At 72.0% G+C, this 18881-nt stretch carries 17 protein-coding genes; 12 read left to right on the plus strand and 5 right to left on the minus strand.

What is annotated here, in order from left to right; translation table 11 throughout:
- Positions 1–4: 4 nt before the first annotated feature.
- Positions 5–901: an SDR family oxidoreductase gene (locus OHS18_RS01345; protein WP_328456936.1), complete on the plus strand. Its 897-nt coding sequence runs from the start codon at positions 5–7 to the stop codon at positions 899–901.
- Positions 902–904: 3 nt separating this feature from the next.
- On the opposite strand, the gene OHS18_RS01350 is transcribed toward OHS18_RS01345, so the two are convergent.
- A complete protein-coding gene (locus OHS18_RS01350) occupies positions 905–1630 on the minus strand; it encodes an AraC family transcriptional regulator (protein ID WP_328615588.1) in 726 nt (241 codons plus the stop codon).
- 53 nt (positions 1631–1683) lie between these two features.
- Here OHS18_RS01350 and OHS18_RS01355 point away from each other — a divergent pair, with 53 nt between their 5' ends.
- The gene (locus tag OHS18_RS01355) at positions 1684–2937 is read left to right on the plus strand and encodes an MFS transporter (protein ID WP_328456932.1); all 1254 of its coding nucleotides are present in this window, start codon (positions 1684–1686) and stop codon (positions 2935–2937) included.
- Here the strand turns inward: OHS18_RS01355 and OHS18_RS01360 are convergent.
- Positions 2927–3544 (minus strand): hypothetical protein, encoded by a 618-nt coding sequence (locus OHS18_RS01360; protein ID WP_328615589.1) that lies wholly within the window; start codon positions 3542–3544, stop codon positions 2927–2929. The two genes, OHS18_RS01355 and OHS18_RS01360, sit on opposite strands and share 11 nt — an antisense overlap.
- A gap of 184 nt (positions 3545–3728) precedes the next feature.
- Between OHS18_RS01360 and OHS18_RS01365 the strand changes: the two genes are divergently transcribed.
- Genes OHS18_RS01365 through OHS18_RS01385 form a run of 5 tightly spaced genes read left to right on the plus strand, consistent with a single transcriptional unit; the run spans position 3729 to position 9578 of the window.
- Positions 3729–4910, plus strand: coding sequence for an ATP-grasp domain-containing protein (locus OHS18_RS01365; protein WP_328615590.1), 1182 nt, complete (start codon positions 3729–3731; stop codon positions 4908–4910).
- The gene (locus OHS18_RS01370) at positions 4907–6082 is read left to right on the plus strand and encodes an MFS transporter (RefSeq protein ID WP_328615591.1); all 1176 of its coding nucleotides are present in this window, start codon (positions 4907–4909) and stop codon (positions 6080–6082) included. Before OHS18_RS01365 ends, OHS18_RS01370 begins: the two co-directional genes overlap by 4 nt.
- Positions 6075–7229, plus strand: coding sequence for an ATP-grasp domain-containing protein (locus OHS18_RS01375; protein WP_328456924.1), 1155 nt, complete (start codon positions 6075–6077; stop codon positions 7227–7229). Before OHS18_RS01370 ends, OHS18_RS01375 begins: the two co-directional genes overlap by 8 nt.
- 25 nt (positions 7230–7254) lie before the next feature.
- Positions 7255–8262 (plus strand): ATP-grasp domain-containing protein, encoded by a 1008-nt coding sequence (locus OHS18_RS01380; RefSeq protein ID WP_328456922.1) that lies wholly within the window; start codon positions 7255–7257, stop codon positions 8260–8262.
- Positions 8259–9578, plus strand: a complete 1320-nt coding sequence (locus OHS18_RS01385; protein WP_328456920.1) for a hypothetical protein — start codon at positions 8259–8261, stop codon at positions 9576–9578. Before OHS18_RS01380 ends, OHS18_RS01385 begins: the two co-directional genes overlap by 4 nt.
- Positions 9579–9599: 21 nt before the next feature.
- Here OHS18_RS01385 and OHS18_RS01390 read toward each other — a convergent pair whose 3' ends face one another.
- Complete coding sequence (locus OHS18_RS01390) at positions 9600–10643, minus strand: pyridoxal-phosphate dependent enzyme (RefSeq protein ID WP_328615592.1); 1044 nt, start codon at positions 10641–10643, stop codon at positions 9600–9602.
- 629 nt (positions 10644–11272) lie between these two features.
- Between OHS18_RS01390 and OHS18_RS01395 the strand changes: the two genes are divergently transcribed.
- Both OHS18_RS01395 and OHS18_RS01400 read left to right on the plus strand, forming a co-directional pair.
- Complete coding sequence (locus OHS18_RS01395) at positions 11273–12901, plus strand: GMC family oxidoreductase (protein WP_328615593.1); 1629 nt, start codon at positions 11273–11275, stop codon at positions 12899–12901.
- A gap of 14 nt (positions 12902–12915) precedes the next feature.
- On the plus strand, positions 12916–14490 hold the full coding sequence (locus tag OHS18_RS01400) for a succinic semialdehyde dehydrogenase (protein WP_328615594.1): 1575 nt from the start codon (positions 12916–12918) through the stop codon (positions 14488–14490).
- Positions 14491–14532: 42 nt separating this feature from the next.
- Here OHS18_RS01400 and OHS18_RS01405 read toward each other — a convergent pair whose 3' ends face one another.
- Positions 14533–15387 (minus strand): SDR family oxidoreductase, encoded by an 855-nt coding sequence (locus OHS18_RS01405; RefSeq protein WP_328615595.1) that lies wholly within the window; start codon positions 15385–15387, stop codon positions 14533–14535.
- 116 nt (positions 15388–15503) lie between these two features.
- Here OHS18_RS01405 and OHS18_RS01410 point away from each other — a divergent pair, with 116 nt between their 5' ends.
- Both OHS18_RS01410 and OHS18_RS01415 read left to right on the plus strand, forming a co-directional pair.
- Positions 15504–15905, plus strand: coding sequence for a winged helix-turn-helix transcriptional regulator (locus tag OHS18_RS01410; protein WP_328615596.1), 402 nt, complete (start codon positions 15504–15506; stop codon positions 15903–15905).
- Between the two features lie 64 nt (positions 15906–15969).
- Positions 15970–16956 carry a YihY/virulence factor BrkB family protein gene (locus OHS18_RS01415; protein ID WP_328456912.1) on the plus strand — a complete coding sequence of 329 codons (987 nt, stop codon included), beginning with the start codon at positions 15970–15972 and terminating at the stop codon, positions 16954–16956.
- Here OHS18_RS01415 and OHS18_RS01420 read toward each other — a convergent pair.
- Positions 16953–17750: an SAM-dependent methyltransferase gene (locus OHS18_RS01420; RefSeq protein ID WP_328456910.1), complete on the minus strand. Its 798-nt coding sequence runs from the start codon at positions 17748–17750 to the stop codon at positions 16953–16955. The two genes, OHS18_RS01415 and OHS18_RS01420, sit on opposite strands and share 4 nt — an antisense overlap.
- 139 nt (positions 17751–17889) lie before the next feature.
- Here OHS18_RS01420 and OHS18_RS01425 point away from each other — a divergent pair, with 139 nt between their 5' ends.
- Complete coding sequence (locus OHS18_RS01425) at positions 17890–18879, plus strand: TerC/Alx family metal homeostasis membrane protein (protein WP_328615597.1); 990 nt, start codon at positions 17890–17892, stop codon at positions 18877–18879.
- The last annotated feature ends 2 nt before the right edge of the window (positions 18880–18881 follow it).

Below are 18881 nucleotides of genomic sequence, written 5' to 3' on the forward strand. Positions count from 1 at the left end.
CCTCATGCGCGTATTCGTCACCGGAGCCTCCGGCTGGATCGGCTCCGCCGTCGTCGACGAACTGCTCACCACCGGCCACGAGGTCACCGGCCTGGCCCGGTCCGACGCCTCCGCCGCCGCGCTGGCGGCCAAGGGGGTCCGGGTCCGCCGCGGCGACCTCGACGACCTCGACGGCATCCGGGCCGGCGCCGAGGACGCCGAAGCCGTCATCCACCTGGCGAACAAGCACGACTTCGCGAACCCGGCCGTGTCGAGCGCGGCCGAGCGGGGCGCCGTCCAGACCATCGGCGACGCGCTCACCGGCACCGGCCGCCCGTTCCTGCTGGCGTCGGGGATCGCCGCGCTCACCCAGGGCCGGCCCGCCACCGAGGCCGACGCGTCCCCGTTCCACGGCCTGGAAAGCCCGCGCGGCGGCAGTGAGAACCTCGCGCTCGAGTTCGCCGGCCGCGGCGTGCACCCGGTGAGCCTGCGGTTCTCGCCGACCGTCCACGGCACCGCCGACCACGGGTTCATCGCGGTCCTCACCGCGATCGCCCGCGAGAAGGGCGTTTCCGGCTATCCCGGCGACGGGACCAACCGCTGGGCCGCCGTGCACGTGACCGACGCCGCCCGGATGACCGTCCTCGGCCTGGAGAAGGCGCCTGCGGGCAGCCGCCTGCACGCCGTCGCCGAAGAAGGCGTGCCGACGCGCGAGATCGCGGAGGCCATCGGGCGCGCGTACGACCTGCCCGTCGCCTCCATCGCGGCCGGCGACGTCCAGGACCACTACGGCTGGATCGGCGGGTTCTTCGCCATGGACCTCGCCGCGACCAGCACACAGACGCGCGAGCTGCTCGGCTGGACGCCGAGCGGGCCGACGCTCGTCGAGGACCTCGACGCGGGCGCGTACGGCACCAAGTAGCCGCTAACCCCCGGCCGCCGCGGCGCGGTAGGTGCCGGGGGTCTGGCCCATGGTCCGGGTGAAGGTGTCGACGAACGCGCTCGTGGTGGCCCAGCCGCAGCGGTGCGCGGTCTGCGTGACGCTGCTTCCCGCGGTGAGCTCGAGCATGGCCTGGAAGACCCGGGTGGTGGTGCGCCACTGGGGATACGTCGTGCCGAACTCGCCGCGGAAGAGCCGCGCGAGGTGGCGTTCGCTGGCGCCGACCCGGCGGGCGAGCCAGGTGATGGTCCGCGGGCGGGCGAGGTCGTCGGTCACCAGCCGGCAGGCGTGCGCCAGCCGGGGGTCGCGGGCGCGGGGGAGCGTGAGCGGGGCCACGTGGGCGCGGCGGACCCGGTCGTGGATCACGGCCCGCAGGCGGCGCGCTTCACCCGGCGGCAGGCCGGGCTCGGTGGCCGCGATCAGCAGTTCGCGCAGGAGCCCGGAAACGGCGATGACCGTGGGCGAGTCGCCGGGGAGCAGCGCTTCCTGCGTCGCGAACGCGAGGGTGTGGACCTCGGCGTGCCCGTGGACGCGGTGCTCGTGCCAGGTGTGCGCCGGGATCCAGGCGGCGCGGTGCGCACCGGCGGCCCACGTCCCGTGGTCGGTGTGGACGGCGAGGACGCCGCTGCTGACGTAGATCAGCTGGTGGTCCTCGTGCCGGTGCCGGGTGATGACCTCACCCGGGTGATGCCGATGGCGGGTTTGCGACACAAGGTGGCAGATTATCGGAAGTCTGCCGGCCCGGCGCCGACCATCGTGGAGGCATGCCCCCTGTCGTGCCGACCCGGTTCCGGGATCGCCTGCGCCGCGTCGTCGCGGACACCCGCCCGCTGGCCGTTCCCGCGTTCCGGCGGACGTTCCTCGGGCAGAGCACCGCCGTCATCGGCATGACGGTCACCGCGGTCGCCGTGCCCGTGCAGCTGTACGCGCTGACACGGTCGTCGCTGGTCGTCGGGCTCGCTGGCCTGGTCGGGTTCGTCCCGATCGTCGTGTTCGGCCTCTACGGCGGCGCGGTCGCCGACGCCGTCGACCGGCGGAAGCTGTACCTGCTCACGTCGTTCGTCACGTGGGCGGTGACGCTCGCGCTGCTGGCCCAGAGCGTCCTGGGCCTGCGGTCGCCGGCGCTGATCCTCGCGCTGGTCGCCGCCCAGTCGGGCGGGTTCGCCGTCTCCGCGTCCGTGCGCAGCGCGATGGTCCCGCTGCTGGTGCCGGCGGAGTACATCCCCGCCGCCAATGCCCTGAACTACACGGCCGGCAGCGTCGGTCAGGTGGCGGGGCCGCTCGTCGCGGGTGTCCTCATCGGACTGCCGGGCGGTTTCGGCTGGGCTTACGGCGCCGACGCCGTGCTGTTCGCGGCGGCGTTGTACGCGGCCTTCCGGTTGCCGTCGTTCCCGTCGGCGGCCCCGGCCGGCCGCCCCGGCCTCCGGTCGGTGCTCGAAGGCCTGCGGTTCCTCGGCGGGAACCCGGTCCTGCTGATGTCGTTCGCCGTCGACATCGCCGCGATGGCGCTGGCGATGCCGGAGGCGCTGTTCCCCCAGGCCGCCGCCACCCGGTTCCACGGCGGCGTCGGCCCGCTGTACTCGGCGATCGCCGTCGGCTCGATCCTGGCCGGGTCGCTGAGCGGCTGGATCGGCCGGGTGCGCCGGCAAGGTGTCGCGCTGACGTGCGCCGTCGTCTGCTGGGCGGCTGCCGTCGCCGCCGCCGGGTTCGTGCGCAGCCTCTGGGCCGCCGTCGCGCTGCTGGTCGTCGCCGGCGCGGCCGACCTGGTCAGCGTCGTCTACCGGCAGACGATCCTGCAGACGTACGTGCCGGACCGGATGCGCGGCCGGCTGCAGGGCGTCTACACGGTGGTGGTCTCCGGCGGCCCGCGCCTGGGCGACGTCCGGGCGGGCGCGATGGCCGCCGCGACGACGTTGACGATCGCCTGGTCGGGCGCGGCGCTGGTCTGCGTCGCGCTCGTCCTCGCCGCCGCGCTGAGCGTGCGGCCGTTCTGGCGCTACGACTCGCTCAGAACCTGACCTGGCCGAGGAGTTCGCCGGCGACGGTGCGCAGGGCGTCGTCACGCACTTCGGGCGCCTCGGAGGACACCATCAGGGCCGCGTCCCCGCCGGTGGCCGCCAGCGCGCCGACGGCCACCGAGCCCCCGACGACCTTGACCTCGCCGGGGCCGGGTGCGGCGTCCAGGAAGGCCCGCAGCTCGCCGACCGCCAGGCGGGCGTCCCGCTGGAGCTGCGGGGCGAGCAACGCCATGGCGCCCTTGGCCCGGGTGGCGACCAGCCGGACCGTGAGCGCCTTCCCGTCCACCTGGTAGCCGCACTCGAGGTACGCGCCGGCGGCCGCGTCGAGCGCGGACATCCCGTTCTGCTGCGCGGCGATCGGGTCGGCCGCCGGCGTATCGGTCTTGGACACCTCGACGTCGACGGCGTCCGGCGTGACCGGGCGATCGACCCCGGCGGACCGCAGGGCACCCGGCACGTCGAAGCCGACCGGGCACTTCGCCGCCCGGCCACCGGAAGCGGCCTGCCGGACCGCGTCGACGGAGACCTGGTAGTCGTCACCCGGCGAGCAGCCGGCCAGCGACGTGGCCCCGGCGAGCAGGGCCAGGCAGAGCAGAGAGCGCACCATGAAGGGAAGTTAGCGCGCCGGCTCCGGTCCGCGGGGCGGAATGGATCACTTCGTGCGTTAGCGGATCTTCGCTGCCCGCAGTTGTCCTGTCGTGCGGTGATGCCGCCGCTTCGGAGATGAGGGGTGCCCGGCCCGCTCCCTAGCATCGCTGTGACAGCGGCGTGCGAGTGGCGAGGGGGCGGTTGTGGTGGGCAATATCGCGGTGGTCAACTACGGACGGCTCAACGACTACGCGGCCATGCTGCCCGAACACACGGCCGGGCTGCACGTCTTCAGCCACAACGAACTCGAGGCGACCGCGGGGTTCGCGCACTACGAGTACGTGCCGGACTGCGAGTTCGTGCCGTACGCCGAACTCCGCCTGCGCGAGCTCGCCCGGGACCGCGTCTTCGACCACGTGATCACGGACAACGAGTACGACCTCGAACGCGTGGCCCGGATCCGCGCCCACCTCGGCGTGCCCGGCCAGTCGCCGGAAAGCGCACTGTCCTTCCGCGACAAGGTCGTCATGAAGGAGGTGGCCGGCAAGCGCGTCCGCACGCCGCGCTTCGCCGGTCTCGGCACCTTCGCCGACCTGCTCGACTTCATCGGCGACGTCGGCTACCCGGTCGTCGTGAAGCCCCGGAAGCAGGGCGGTTCCCGCGACATCACGGTGCTGCGGGACAACCGCGACCTGACCGCGTTCAGCCGCCGGCACTGGCGTGACGACCTGATGGCCGAGGAGTTCGTCGAGGGCGAGGTCCACCACGTCGACGCGGTGTTCGCGGACGGCTACCGGTTCGTGGCCTGCTCGCGGTACCTGCGCAGCTGCCTTGGCGTGCTCTCGGGGGAGAACAACGGTTCCCTGCAGCTGCACCCGGACGACCCGGTCGCGATCGAGCTGACCGCGTTCCTCGACGACTGCCTCGCCGCGTTCGACGCGCCCGCCGTGTCCGCCTACCACCTCGAGGTCTTCCGCACCCCCAGCGGCGAGCTGCTGCTGTGCGAGATCGCGTCGCGGGTCGGCGGGGCCCGGATCCCCGCGCTCACCCGCGCGACCTACGGCCTGGACCCGCTGACCGTGTGGCTGCGGCTGTCCACCGGGCTGCCGGTGGCCGACGCGCCGAGCGGACCGCCCGCGAGGCTGCACGGCGCGGTCGCGATCGTCCCGCCGGGGCACGCGGTGCGCGCGCCCGGGCGGCCGCCGTTCCCGTGGGTCACCGAGTACGAGGTCAACACCGCCCTCGCCGCCGGGGCGGTCGCGCAGAACAGCACCTCCCACCTCTGCTGGGCGATGGTCGAGGGCCGGGACACCGCCGAGGTCGAACTCCGGCTGTGGGAAACCGAAACGTGGCTGACGGCGAACGTCGGGGCGGACACGCCGTGACAGCCTGGCGCGAAACGTCCTCGGACGGGCGGGCCCTGCTGGTCACGGTGCTGCTGACCGGGCTCACGACGTTCATGTTCCTGCCGTTGCTGGCGATCGAGCTCACCGGCCGCGGGGTAGCGGTGGGGGAGGCCGGGTTCCTGGTCGGCCTGCTCGCCTTCTCCGGCCAGGCCTTCTCGCTGCTGACCGGGTTCCTGGTCGACCGCTTCGGCCCCCGGGCCGTCATGGCCGCCGGCTTCGCGCTGCGGATCGCCGGGTACGTCCTGCTCGGCGTCGGCGGAGGCGGACTGTCCGCCTCGCTGGTCGGCGGGGTGGTGACCGTCGGGGTCGGCGGCTCGCTGCTGGGCCTGGCGATCAAGACCCGGCTGGTCGCCGAGGACGGCGTCGGGCCGCGGGCGATGCTCGCCCTGCGGTCGACGTTCGTCAACATCGGCGTGGTCGCCGGGCCGGCGCTCGGCGCCGTCGTCTACCCTCTCGGCTTCCGGTACATCCTCGCTGCCTGCGTGCTGTCCCACCTGATCCTCGGCGTCCGGCTGCTCGCCCGCCCGGGCGCCGCGGCGGCCCGGCCGCGGCCGGCCACCGTGGCCCCCGAGCCCCCGGACGGCCGGTGGGGCCGGGCGCACTGGCTCACGCTGCTCGGGCTCGGCGTGACCTACTGGGCGATCTACAGCCAGCTCAACGTCGTCGTGCCGATCGCGGCCCTGGCCATGACCGGCAGCACGGCGGCGATCGCGGTCGTCTTTACCGTCAACGGCGTGCTGGTCGTGCTGTGCCAGTACGCGTTGCTGCGCCACGTCTTCGCGCGGGCCGCGAACCGCACCCTGCTCGCGCTGGGCTTCCTGGCTTTCGCGTGCGCGTACGCGGTCCTGCTGGCCCACGCCGGTTGGTTCTCGCTGCTGGTCTTCGCCCTGCCGGTCACCGTCGCCGAAATGCTCATCGGGCCGAGCCTCGACGAGCAGGCGATCCGCGCGAGCTCGGTGCGCCGCACCGGGATCGCGCTCGGCGCGATGAGCGCGGCCGGCGCCGTGGGCAGCCTCGCCGGCGCCAGCCTCGGTGGCTACCTCGTGCAGCTGCTCAGCGGCAACGACGTCTGGCTCGTGCTGATCGGCGTGTCCGTGATCGCCGCCGTCACCAGCCTCCTCCTGCCGAAAGCGCGGGTCAGCCATGCCTGAAACCGTCGTCCTGCTCAACCCCCGCGACCTGGTGATCGACGCCGCCCGCCGGCTCGGGCTGAGCATGGTCGTCGTCCCCGCGCCCGACGGGCCCGACCCCGGCGACGTGCCGGGGCTCGTCTTCCGCAGCCCGTGGACGACCGATCCCGGCGCCCTGGTGACCCGCCTGCGCGAACTGGACCTCCCCGGTCCGGTCGCCTGCTTCGGGTTCGGCGAGCTCGGCTGCTCGGCGGCGGCCGTGGTCAACGAGCGGCTGGGCTGGCCGGGCACCCGGCCGGGCGCGCTGGAGACGTTCCGGGACAAGGCGAAACTGCGCGCCGCGGTCGGCGACCTGGCCGGCGTCCCGGTCGCGCACGCGGTCTGCGACACCCTCGCCGAACTGGGCCGGGCCATCGCCCGCATCGGGTACCCGTGCATCGTGAAGCCGGTCGACGGCACCGGCAGCGCGGGCGTGACCCGGCTGGACGGCCCGGCCGACGCCGAGGCCCTCACCGAGCTCGACCGTCCCCACCTCGTCGAAGAGTTCCTGCACGGCAGCGAATACAGCGTCGAGGCGATGAGTTCGCCGCGCGGCCACCGGATCCTCGCGATCACCGAAAAGGCGACGACCGGAGCTCCGCACTTCGTCGAGACCGGGCACACCCTGCCGGTGGACCCGGGGCAGGCCACGGCCATCGCGGACCTCGTCGCGGCGACGCTCGACGCCGCAGGCTACCACTACGGCGTCTCGCACACCGAGGTGATGCTGACCACGGACGGGCCGCGGCTGATCGAGTCGCACGGCCGGCCAGGCGGCGACCGGATCAGCGACATGCTCGGCCTCGCGCTCGGGGAGGACGTCTTCGAGCAGTCCATGGCCGTCGTCTTCGGCCGGCCCACGCCGGCCGGCCCGGCACGCCGGCGCGTCGCCGGGATCCGCTACGTCACGTTCCCCCCGGGCACGCCCGTGCCCGCCGTCGACCTGACCGCGGTCTCGGCGCTGCCCGGGGTCGTGGAAGCCCACCTGTCCGCCGTCCCCGGCGACCGCCCGCCGGTGGTGCGCCAGTCGCGGGACCGGCACGGGTTCGTCGTCGCCGTCGGCGACACCCGCGAAGAGCTCGAAACCCACCTCGCCCGCGCTGTCACGGCGTTCACCCGCGGGTCGTGAACCCGCTCCCCGAAAGGACCGACCCGTGCCCTACAAGATCCTCGTCCTGGTCTCCGAGGTCGCGAAGTTCCGGCTCGACAACCACTCGATCATCCCGAGCGCGCTGCACCGCGAAGGCCACGACGTGTACATCGGCGACATCGACACCCTGTCGGTCCACGACTCGGTCGTCGTCTGCGACCGGGTGCGGCTCTCCGACGAATACCTGACCGGGCACGACTTCCCGGCCCTTTCGGAGAGCTACGCTTCGGCCGAGGACTTCGACCTGGTGTGGGTGCTCGCGGGCACGAACCCCGAGGTGCAGGCGGACAGTTTCCAGCTGCTGTGGGTGCTCAACCAGCGGGTGCCGTTCGTCAACGAGGCTTCCGCGCTGTTCTACCTCAACTCCAAGACGACGCTCGGGTCGGTCGTGCCGCGGGAGAACCTGCCGGCGTCCTACGTCTCGAACGACTTCGACTTCCTGACCGGGCTGGTGGAGTCGGACGCCGAACGCACCTGGGTGCTCAAGCCGACCAACGAGGGCTGCGGCGCCGACGTCTACTTCCTGTCCAAGACCGAGCGCAACCGGGCCGCGCTGCTGCAGTCGGCCACCGGCAACGCCGTGCCGCGGTACGAGATGTACAGCCGCGAGATCATCGGCCTGGCCAAGCGGTACACGGCCGTGCAGGAGTACATCCCGAACGTCCGGGAGAACGAGAAGCGCGTGATCATCGCGGGCGACGTCCCGGTGTGCGGGTTCCGCCGGTTCCACTTCGAGCACGACGACCGCGCCAACGTCACCCTCGGCACCAAGTTCGAGGGCCTGACGCTGACGGCGGAGGAGGACGGGTTCGTGCGCCGGCTCGGCAAGCGGCTGATGGAGCACGGCGTCTTCTACTCGGGCATCGACCTGGCCTACCCGTACGTGATGGAGTTCAACCTGGTCAACCCGGGCGGGCTGAACTACTCGTTCCGCGCCACCGGCGTCGACCAGTCGTCGGAGGCGGTCAACACCGTGCTGAACGCCCTGCGCGCCCAGGGCCGCCTGCCGTGACGCACTGGACGTCGCTCGACCCGCGGGTGCTGGCGGCCTGGGAGGAGTTCGCGGCCACCCCGGCGGCCGGGCCCGACCGCGCGGAGTTCGAGACCCGCCTCCACCGCGGGAACTGGCCGCACCGCTACCCGCCGCCGTTCTTCACCCCGGACGCGGCGGCCGGTGTCGAGGACGTCGGACAGCGGCTGGCCGCGCTGATCACCGATGTCCCGCGCCGGGTCTTCGGCGACGACGTCGACGCGTGGATGCGCTTCCTCGGCGTCCCCGAGCCGGACGCCGACCTGTTCCGGGTGGCGCTGCGCAACCCGCGCCTGCGGCGGGCGTCGACGTCGTTCATGCGGCCGGACCTGCTGGTCACCGCCGACGGCGTGCGGCTGGTCGAGCTGAACGTCTCGACGCCGATGGGCGGCATGAGCACGCTGCCCGCCTACTCGGCCGCCACCGGGGATTCGGCGTTCGGCCGGTTCCTGGCCGGGCGCGGGCTGAGCCTGCGCGAGCCGGTGACGGCGGCCGTGTGGCTGGCGGCGTTCGGCGCGCTCGTCGAACCGCGGTCCGGCCGGCCCCCGCACGTGTTCGAGGCGACGGCGGACCCGGCCGACCCCGACACCGGCCGCCGGTTCTTCGTCGACCTGGTGCGTTCGGGCGGCTACGACATCAGCTGCGGCCTGGTGTCCGATCTGGACGTCTCCGGCGACGAGGTGCGCTTCGGCGGCCGGCGGGTCGACGTCGTGATCACGATGTACACCTGGGACGAGACCCGCCGGTTCGTGCCGCCGGAGCTGACCCGGCGGCTGATCGAGCTGGACGACGCCCGCGCCGTCGACTTCGTCGGCTCGCCCGCGACGGCCCTGTTCGACGACAAGGCCAACCTCGAGCTGGTCACTTCGCCCGGGTACGCCGGGTACCTCGACGCCGGGGAACGCGCGCTGGCCGCGGCGCACGTGCCGGCCACCTTCCGGCTCTCGGAGTCCACAGTGGACGTCGCGGTCGCCGGGCGGGAAGGGTTCGTCTGCAAGCCGTCCTCGGCCTACGGCGGCAAGGACGTCGTGTTCGGCGCCGCGGTGACCGACGACGAGTGGCGGCGGTTGCTGGCCGAGCGGATCCACGGCCGGTTCGTCTGCCAGGAGCGGGTCCACCCGGCCGTGGTGCGGCTGGCCGGGTCCGGCACCGGCGGCAGCGAGGTGGTGCTGGGACCGCTCATCTTCGGTGGCCGGTCGGCCGGCGTCTTCCTGCGCGAAGGACCGCCGCGGGGTGCGGCGCCGATCAACGTGAAGCAGGGGGCGCAGGCCGCGGCCGTGCTGACCGTGGCGGCCTGAGCGGCCGCCACGGTCGCCGGACTACGCGGCCCGGGGGACCTGCCGCCACTCGGGCAGGTCGTCCTGCACCTGGAACGGCCGGCGGGCCCAGTCCATCGTGGACCACGGCCCGGTCAGGTCGTCGAGTGAGCTGATCTCCCGCGGCCGGTAGCCGGGGTCGGGCTCGTCCGCGGCCTCCACCGGGTAGACGAGGTCCACGTAGCGGTGGCCGGGGTCGGCGGCGAGGAAGACGATCGGCCCGCCGTCCGGCTCGGTCTCGCGCACGTGCCGCGCCACTTGCCAGCCGGCCCCGCCGGACAGCCCGGCGAAGACGCCGGTGGTGGCGAGCAGGTTCCGGCAGCCGGCCGCCGCGACGTCGAAGTCCAGCCAGTGCACGGCGTCGTAGACCCGGTAGTCGATGTTCGCGAACCGGATCCCGCTGCCGATGCCGGCGATGATGAACGAGTCCATCGGCGCCGACTCGGCCCCGAACGACCGGCTGCCGAACGGCTGGATCCCGGCCACCCGCACGTCCGGGGAGGCTTCCCGCAGGTAGCGGCCCATCCCGCTGGTGGACGCCCCGGTGCCGACCCCGCCGACCAGGGTCAGCCCGTCGGTGCCCAGTTCCTCCACGACCGTCTGCGCCACACCGCGGTAGCCGATGTAGTGGACGTCGTCGTGGTACTGCTGCATCCAGTAGGCGTCCGGGTTCGCGCGCAGGTACTTGTGCACGAGCCGGACGCGGATCTCCTGGTCGTGCTTGAGGCTGGCCGACGAGGGCACCTGCTGGAACGTGGCCCCGAGGTAGGTCAGCTGGGTGCGGATCCCGGCGTCGACCGAGATCGACGCGAAGATGTGGCACTTGAGCCCGAACTCGCGGCAGACCAGCGCCAGCGCGTGCCCGTAGATGCCGCTGGAACTGTCGACGAGCGTCTGCCCGGGCCGGATGACCCCGCGATCCAGCAGGTCCCGGACGGCCGCGCGGACCGAGGCCACCTTCATGACCTCGAACCGCAGGACGTAGATCCCCTCGCCGAGATCGATGAGATCGGGATCCGCGAGCTTCTCCGAAAATGACCGGTACACGTGCAGCCCTTCCGTTGACGGCCGGGACGGCGCTGCCGTACCCGATTGCCGAACTCCCCTGAGTGCGGCCTCAGAGTAGGGCGCGAAAGGGCCGGAGTCTCCCATTCGGCGGCAGAATCCTCAATGCAGGAGAAAGCCTTTCTTCCGCATTATCGAAGTTGTTCTCCGGAATTGCGGAAGATGCACTCCGCACCCGGACCCGTGAGAACCGCACGGGCCGGGAGGTGACGGGTCACCACGGGACGACCTCGCCGTGGCGGTCCGGGAACCGGCGACCGGGGGAGCCCGCGTGGGCTTCGAGGGCGTCGACGACCGCCGGGATGCTTTCCTCGGGGCGAGCGGCGCGTCGGGGCCGCCGAATGCGGTGCGGTCGTGGCCGGGGTCGATGAGGAGCTTGGTCCGGCCTTGTAGCGCTCGAAGCCGTCTTCGGTGTTCAGGGAGATGCTGCCCCGCTCCGACGACACGACCCCGACGCCGCGCTCGACGCCCTGATCGGCCCGCGGAACCCGGACGACCGAGGGGCGGGGTGGGCCGGGGGACATTGCGCGTCGTGCGGGAACGCTATACGGTGACGCCAGAACTAGAACAGGTTATAGTTTCTGGGTGGCGGGCCGGACCGAGGAGCGGACATGGCGAACAAGGCGCCGCGCGGCGACGAAGCCGACTACGTGGTCGTCGGGTCGGGGAGTTCGGGGGCCGCGATCGCGGGCCGGCTGGCGCAGTCGGGGGCGAGCGTGATCGTCGTCGAGGCCGGCAAGACCGACGAGAAGCTCCTGCTCAAGAAGCCGGGCCTGGTCGGCCCGATGCATGCCGTGCCCCAGCTCAAGAAGCCCTTCGACTGGGGCTACTACTCGGTCCCGCAGAAGCACGCGCTCGACCGCCGGATGCCGGTGCCGCGCGGCAAGGTCGTCGGCGGCTCCAGCTCCATCAACGGCATGGTCTACGTCCGCGGCAACCGCGCCAACTTCGACTCCTGGGCCGCCGAGGGCAACACCGGCTGGGACGCCGACAGCGTCAACGCAGCGTACAAGCGGATGGAAGACTTCGAGGACGGCGAGAACACGTTCCGGGGCGCCGGCGGGCCGATCCGGGTCACCCGCAGCAAGAGCCCCGAAGAGGGCACCCTGCAGTTCATCCAGGCCACCGCCGACACCGTCGGCTGCAAGATCCTCGACGACTACAACGCCGAGTCGCAAGAAGGCGTCAGCCGGATGCAGCAGAACGCCGCCGAAGGCCTGCGCTACAGCGCCTCGCGCGGCTACCTCCACAACCTCGCCTCCCCGACGCTGCAGCTGCAGTCCGGGGTGCTGGCGAAGAAGGTCGTCATCGAGCACGGCCGCGCGGTCGGCGTCGAAGTCGTCGACGCCGGCGGCGGCCTGCGCACGCTGCGCGCCGGCAAGGAGGTCATCCTCTCGGCCGGGTTCGTCGGCTCCGCGCAGCTGCTCATGCTGTCCGGGATCGGCCACGCCGAGCACCTGCGCGAGCACGGCATCGACGTGCTCGCGGACCTGCCGGTCGGCGACAACCTGCACGACCACATGTTCCACGCGCTGACCTTCCACGTGACGTCGAGCCGCAACTCCGGCACGCCGGCGTACTTCGCGCGCGGCCTGGTCAAGGAGCTGCTCCGGCCCGGGACGACGTTCCTGGCGAACTCGGTGTTCGAGGCGGTCGCGTTCCTCAAGACGTCCCAGGCCGGCAGGATTCCCGACCTCCAGCTGCACCTGCTGCCGTGGGCGTACGTCTCGCCGAACCAGGACGCGCCGATCCGGCACGACGTCGACAAGCGCACCGCGCTCACCGTGCTGACGACGCTGATCTACCCGAAGAGCCGCGGCACGCTGCGGCTCGCGTCGGCGGACCCCGCCGCGGCCCCGGTCATCGACCCCCAGTACCTCGCCGACCCGGCCGACCTCGAGGTGCTCGGCGAGGGTTCGGAGCTGGCGCGCGAGATCTTCGCCTCGAAGGCGTTCAACGGCGCGGTCAAGGAAGAGATCCACCCGGGCCCGGCACTGAAGGGGCAGGCCCTGCGCGACGCCATCCTCAACCGCGCGACGTCGGTCTACCACGGCGTCGGCACCTGCCGGATGGGCGTCGACGAACTCGCGGTCGTCGGCCCCGACCTCAAGGTCCGCGGCGTCGAGGCGCTGCGGGTGTGCGACGCCTCGATCATGCCGTCGATCACCGGCGGCAACACCAACGCCCCCAGCATCATGATCGGCGAGATGGGCGCGAACTTCGTCCTCTCCGGCAACTGACGGGAAGTGCGACCATGACCCTCACCCCGCTCGGGATCACCCGGCCGGCGTCGGCGACGGACGCGTTCCTGAAGGGCCTCGTGGCCCGGGTGCCGGGCACCTCCGGCGCGACCTGGAAGCTCACCGAGGTCTACACCGGGGACACGCTCGTCGAGCTGCCGCAGTCGGCGCCGGCCGACATCGAGCGGGCGTTCGCGCTCGCGCGCGAGGCGCAGCGCAAGTGGGCCGCGACCCCGGTCAAGCAGCGGCTCGCCGTGTTCAAGCGGGCGCACGCGCTCTTCGTCGGCCGGGCGCGGGTCGTCACCGACCTCATCCAGGTCGAGAGCGGCAAGAACCGCCGGATGGCGATCGAGGAGACCTGCGACCCGGCGATGGTGATGAGCCACTACCTCCGGCGGGCCGCGAAGCTGCTGGCGCCGACCAAACGCGGCGGGCCGGTGCCGCTGCTGACGACGTCGACCGAGATCCGGCAGCCCAAGGGCGTCGTCGGCATCATCGCGCCGTGGAACTTCCCGTTCGCCACCGGCATTTCCGACGCCGTCCCGGCGCTGATGGCCGGCAACGCCGTGGTGCTGAAGCCCGACAACAAGACGGCGCTCTCGCCGCTCTACGGCATCCAGCTGCTGGAGGAAGCCGGCCTGCCGAAGGGCCTGTTCCAGGTGGTGTGCGGCGAGGGCCCGGACGTCGGCCCCACGCTCATCGACCACGCCGACTACGTGATGTTCACCGGCTCCACCGCCACCGGCCGGGTGATCGGCGAGCGGGCCGGCCGCAACCTCATCGGCTGCTGCCTGGAGCTCGGCGGCAAGAACCCGATGATCGTCCTCGACGACGCCGATCTCGGGGAAGCCGCGCAGGGCGCGATCTTCGGCGCGTTCGGCAACACCGGCCAGATCTGCATGCACATCGAGCGGATCTACCTGCCGGAGTCCCGCTACGCCGAGTTCACGAAGGCGTTCGTGGCCAAGACCGCGGCCCTGGACGTCCGCGCGGCCTACGACTTCGGCCCCGACATGGGCTCGCTGGTGTCCGTCGACCACATGCGGCGCGTCAAGGAGCACGTCGACGACGCCGTCGCGAAGGGCGCCACGGTGCTCTGCGGCGGCAAGGCGCGGCCCGACCTCGGTCCGGCGTTCTTCGAGCCGACGATCCTCGAAGGCGTCACGAAGGACATGCTCTGCGGGGTCACCGAAACCTTCGGACCCGTTGTCGCGCTGCACAAGTACGGCACGGTCGACGAAGCGGTGGCGCTGGCCAACGACACCGACTACGGCCTCAACGCCTCGGTCTGGGGTGGCGACATCACGGCCGCCCGCGCGCTCGCCGCGCGCCTCGAATCGGGCAACGTCAACATCAACGACATCCTCGCCACCGCTTTCGCCGCCAAGGGAACGCCGTCCGGCGGGGTGAAGAACTCCGGCGTCGGCGCCCGCCACGGCGACCAGGGCCTGCTCAAGTACACCGACGTGCAGAACATGGCGGTGCTCAAGAAGCAGGTCATGGGGCCGCGACCGGGTCAGGACCACGAGAAGTACGTCGAGAGCATGCTTTCGGGCTTGAAGCTGATGCGCAAGCTGCGCATCCGGTGACCGTGCGCGCGACCCCGGCGGGCCGCGGGCACGGCCGGGACGTCAGTTCTTGACGAGGGTGGCGACCGCGTCGGCCAGGGGCGTGGTGGGGCGGCCGATCAGCCGGCTCAGGTCGCCGCTGGTGCTGGTCAGCTCGCCCTCGCGGATGCCGCGGTCGGCGTCGGTCAGCATGTCGGCCACCGGCTCGGGCAGGCCCGCCGCGACGAGCAGCTGCCGGTGCTCCTGCGGGGGAACGTCCTGGTACACAACGGGAGTCCCGGCGGCTTCGGTGATCGCCGCGGCGAAGTCGGCGTAGCTCCACGGGTGGTCGCCGGCCAGCTCGTAGGTCTTCCCCTCGTGCCCTTCGCCGGTCAGGACGGCGACCGCCGCTTCCGCGAAGTCGAGCCGCGGGACGGCACCCAAGCGGCCTTCGCCCGCGCTGCCGGCGAAGGATCCGGTGGCCAGCGCCTGCTGCACGGTCGCCGCGTAGTTCTCGGTGTACCAGCCGTTGCGCAGGAACGTGAACGGGATGCCCGCGTCGCGGATCAGCCGCTCGGTCGCCTTGTGGTCGGGCGCGACGAACAGTTTTGTGGTGTCGGCGTCCAGGACGCTGGTGTAGGCGAGGTGACGCACGCCCGCTTCCCGGGCGGCGTCGATCACGGCCTGGTGCTGCGCCAGCCGCTGGCCGGGTGTGCTGCTGGAGATCAGCAGCACCTTCTCCGCGCCCGCGAAGGCGGTCGCGAGCGTCTCGGGGCGGTCGTAGTCGGCCTCGCGGACCTGCACACCGCGGGCGGCGAGGTCGTCGGCCTTCCGCGGGTCGCGCACCGCGGCGACGACCTCGTCGGGTGAGGTCTTCTCGATCAGGCCGTCCACGACCAGGCGGCCGAGCTGTCCGGTGGCGCCGGTGACCACGATCATGCGTAACTCCTCAGGTCGGATTGCTTACCTTGAGAGTGTACTAACTTTGAGAAAGTGCAAACTGATGGTGAGTACCGTCACTGGGGATTGTGCTGTGTGCCCGGTACCGTGGGGTCATGACGGAAGCGCCGGAGTGGGTGGACGAGCACGGGCAGGTGGTGTTCGACGTGTTCGCGCAGGCGTGCACGTCCCGGTCCACGCTCGAGCACATCACCGGGCGCTGGGGGATCCTCGCGATGGCCGCGCTGTACGACGGCACGTTCCGGTTCAACGCGCTGCGCCGCCGCGTCACCGGTGTCAGCGAGAAGATGCTGGCCCAGACCCTGCAGGCGCTGGAGCGTGACGGCTTCGTGCTGCGCGAAGCCCAGCCGACCATCCCGCCGAAGGTCGAGTACAGCCTCACCCCGCGCGGCCGGCGCACCGCGACGCTGCTGGTGGACCTGATCCGGGACGTCGAAGGCCAGATGCCGGACGTGGTGGCGGCGAACGAGGCCTACGACGCCCGCAAGGACGGTTGAGTCACTCGACCGGGTTTCTCCTCGCCCCGACCGGGTAAACCCCGCGACGACGAGGCAGGAGCTGGTGCCGGTGCGCAGACGAGGAAAGCAACCCGAAGGCCCGACGGAGTTGTCGCGGCGTTCGTGGTGGGAAGTGCTCAAACGCACCGTCCGGCAGTTCGGCCGGGACAACCTGACCGACTGGGCGGCCGCGCTCACCTACTACGGCGTGCTGTCGATCTTCCCCGGCCTGGTGGTACTGACGGCGTTGCTGGGCCTGCTCGGCCCCGGCCCGACGCAGACCGTGATCGACAACGTCAACCAGATCGTGCCCGGCCAAGGCCGGGAAATCCTGGTCGGCGCGATCAAGGAGCTGTCGGGTTCCCGGGGCCTCGCCGGGCCGGTGGCGGTGTTCGGCCTGCTCGCCGCGCTGTGGTCGGCGTCCGGGTACGTCGGCGCGTTCATGCGGGCGGGCAACGCGATCTACGGCATGCCCGAAGGCCGTCCACTGTGGAAGGTCCTGCCGCTGCGGCTCGGGTTGACGATCGGCATCGTGGCGCTGCTGGCCGCGTGCGCGCTGGGGGTCGTGGCGACGGGCACGATCGCGCGCCGGCTCGGCGACCTCGTCGGGCTCGGCCCGACCGGGGTGCAGGTGTGGGAGATCGCGAAGTGGCCGGTGATCGCCGTCCTGGTCAGCTTGGCGTTCGCGCTGCTGTACTGGGCGGGCCCGAACGTGCGGCAGCCGGGCTTCAAGTGGCTCACCCCGGGCGGGCTGCTGGCGGTCGTGCTGTGGGCGGCGGCGTCGGCCGGGTTCGCTGTGTACGTCGCGAACTTCGGTTCCTACAACAAGACCTACGGCTCGCTCGCCGGGATCATCGTGTTCCTGGTGTGGCTGTGGATCTCCAACCTCGCGGTGCTGCTCGGCGCCGAGCTGGACGCCGAACTCGCCCGCGGCCGCGGTATCGAAGGCGGTCAGGAGAGCGAAGACGAGCCGTTCCTGCCGCCGCGGGACACGAAGGCGATGGACGCGGACGAGGTCGAGGACGTCGCCGAAGCCGAACGGCCGCGTTAGGGCTTGCGGCCCACGCCGGCGTAGACGTCGTCGGGCCCGGCGTCGCGGATGCCCCGCTCCGGGTGCCACAGCGGGGCGCTCACCACGCCCGGCTCGACCAGCTCCAGCCCGTCGAACAGGGCCGCGACCTCGCTGTAGGGGCGGAAGTACATCGGGTCCCGGCTGCGGCGCATCGCGTCCGCGACCGCCGCCATCTCGTGCGGTGCGTGGTCGGCGGTCAGGTGCGACAGCGCGAGGTGGCTGCCCGGTGGCAGCGCCGCGCGGTAGTCGGCGACGATCTCGGCCGGGCGCAGGTCGTCGGGGACGAAGTGGAACACAGCCACCATGAGCAGCCCGATCGGCCGGTCGAAGTCCAGCAGGGCCCGCACGCCGGGGTCGCTCAGCACGGTCCGCGGGCGGCACAGGTCGGCCTCGACGACGACGGCGTCGCGGTTGCCCTCGAGGATGAGCCGGCTGTGGGCGACGGCGACCTCGTCGTGGTCCACGTAGACCACCCGGCACGCCGGGTCGAGGTTCTGCGCGACCTCGTGCACGTTGCCGACCGTGGGGATGCCGGACCCCAGGTCGAGGAACTGCGTGACACCCTGGTCGATCATGTACCGCACGGCCCGCCGCAGGAACGCCCGGTTGGACGCGGCCACCTGCCGGCCCGACGGCAGGACCGCCATCACCTTCTCGCCGACGACGCGGTCGGCGTCGAAGTTGTGGCTGCCGCCGAGCAGCCAGTCGTAGACCCGGGCCGCGCTGGGCAGCTTGATGTCGACGCCCTCCGGGATCCGCTCGCCCACGGACACCGCGCACCTCGTTTCCCTCTCGTCCCCGGTGCGAAGGATACCCGGAAATCCGGCCGGCCCGGTGTCCGTCCACAGTGGAGTCCACGTGCGGATCGGCCGCGACGCCCCTATCATCGCGTCAACAGACGAGAGGGATGAAATGGACATCGGGGCCGGCACGTGGCTCGTCACCCTGGCCGTGATCCTCGGGCTGCTGGCGCTGGACCTGGTGCTCGCCGCGGTCCGGCCGCACAAGGTCGGGTTCCGCGAGGCGGTCGCGTGGTCGGTGGGCTACATCCTGGTCGCGGTGGCGTTCGGGGTGTGGCTGACGCTGGCGCACGGCGGCGAGTTCGGCACCGAGTACTTCGCCGGCTACATCGTCGAGAAGAGCCTGTCGGTCGACAACCTGTTCGTGTTCGTCATCATCATGACCACGTTCGCCGTCCCGGAGGAGCACCAGCACAAGGTGCTCACCTTCGGCATCGTGCTGGCCCTGGTGATGCGCGGGATCTTCATCATCGTCGGCGCGACCCTGCTGTCCCTGTTCACCTTCATGTTCCTGCTGTTCGGCCTGCTGCTGATCTACACCGGCGTGCAGCTGTTCCGCCACCGCGACGAGGACCCCGACGTCGAGAACAACGTCGTGGTCCGCACGGCCCGCCGGGTGCTGCCGCTGTCGGACGACTACGACGGCGGCCGGCTGACGACCAGGGTCGCGGGCCGCCGGCTGGTGACCCCGCTCGTGGTGGTGCTGGTCGCGATCGGCGGCGTCGACCTGCTGTTCGCCCTGGACTCGATCCCGGCGGTCTTCGGCGTCACCGACGAGCCGTACATCGTGTTCGCCGCGAACGCCTTCGCGCTGCTGGGCCTGCGCGCGCTGTACTTCCTGGTCAAGGGCCTGCTCGACCGGCTCGTCTACCTCTCGACCGGGCTCTCGGTGATCCTCGCGTTCATCGGTGTGAAGCTGATCCTGCACTGGGCGCACGTCGACATCGACGAGGGCTTCCCGGAGATCCCCACCCCGCTCAGCCTCGGTGTGATCCTCGGCATCCTCGCGGTGGTCACGGTGGCCAGCCTGCTCAAGACCCGCCGGGACCCGGATGCGAAAGCGCACCCGGGATCCCTGCGGGGGTCCGATCCCGAACCGTGACC

This window comes from Amycolatopsis sp. NBC_00355, assembly GCF_036104975.1.
Classification (GTDB): Bacteria; Actinomycetota; Actinomycetes; order Mycobacteriales; family Pseudonocardiaceae; genus Amycolatopsis.

Coding starts and splice junctions, on each gene's coding strand:
- OHS18_RS01345 (WP_328456936.1), top strand. CDS start 5: ATGCGCGTATTCGTCACCGGAGCCTCCGGCTGGATCGGCTCCGCCGTC.
- OHS18_RS01355 (WP_328456932.1), top strand. CDS start 1,684: ATGCCCCCTGTCGTGCCGACCCGGTTCCGGGATCGCCTGCGCCGCGTC.
- OHS18_RS01360 (WP_328615589.1), bottom strand. CDS start 3,544: ATGGTGCGCTCTCTGCTCTGCCTGGCCCTGCTCGCCGGGGCCACGTCG.
- OHS18_RS01375 (WP_328456924.1), top strand. CDS start 6,075: ATGCCTGAAACCGTCGTCCTGCTCAACCCCCGCGACCTGGTGATCGAC.
- OHS18_RS01395 (WP_328615593.1), top strand. CDS start 11,273: ATGGCGAACAAGGCGCCGCGCGGCGACGAAGCCGACTACGTGGTCGTC.
- OHS18_RS01400 (WP_328615594.1), top strand. CDS start 12,916: ATGACCCTCACCCCGCTCGGGATCACCCGGCCGGCGTCGGCGACGGAC.
- OHS18_RS01405 (WP_328615595.1), bottom strand. CDS start 15,387: ATGATCGTGGTCACCGGCGCCACCGGACAGCTCGGCCGCCTGGTCGTG.
- OHS18_RS01410 (WP_328615596.1), top strand. CDS start 15,504: ATGACGGAAGCGCCGGAGTGGGTGGACGAGCACGGGCAGGTGGTGTTC.
- OHS18_RS01425 (WP_328615597.1), top strand. CDS start 17,890: ATGGACATCGGGGCCGGCACGTGGCTCGTCACCCTGGCCGTGATCCTC.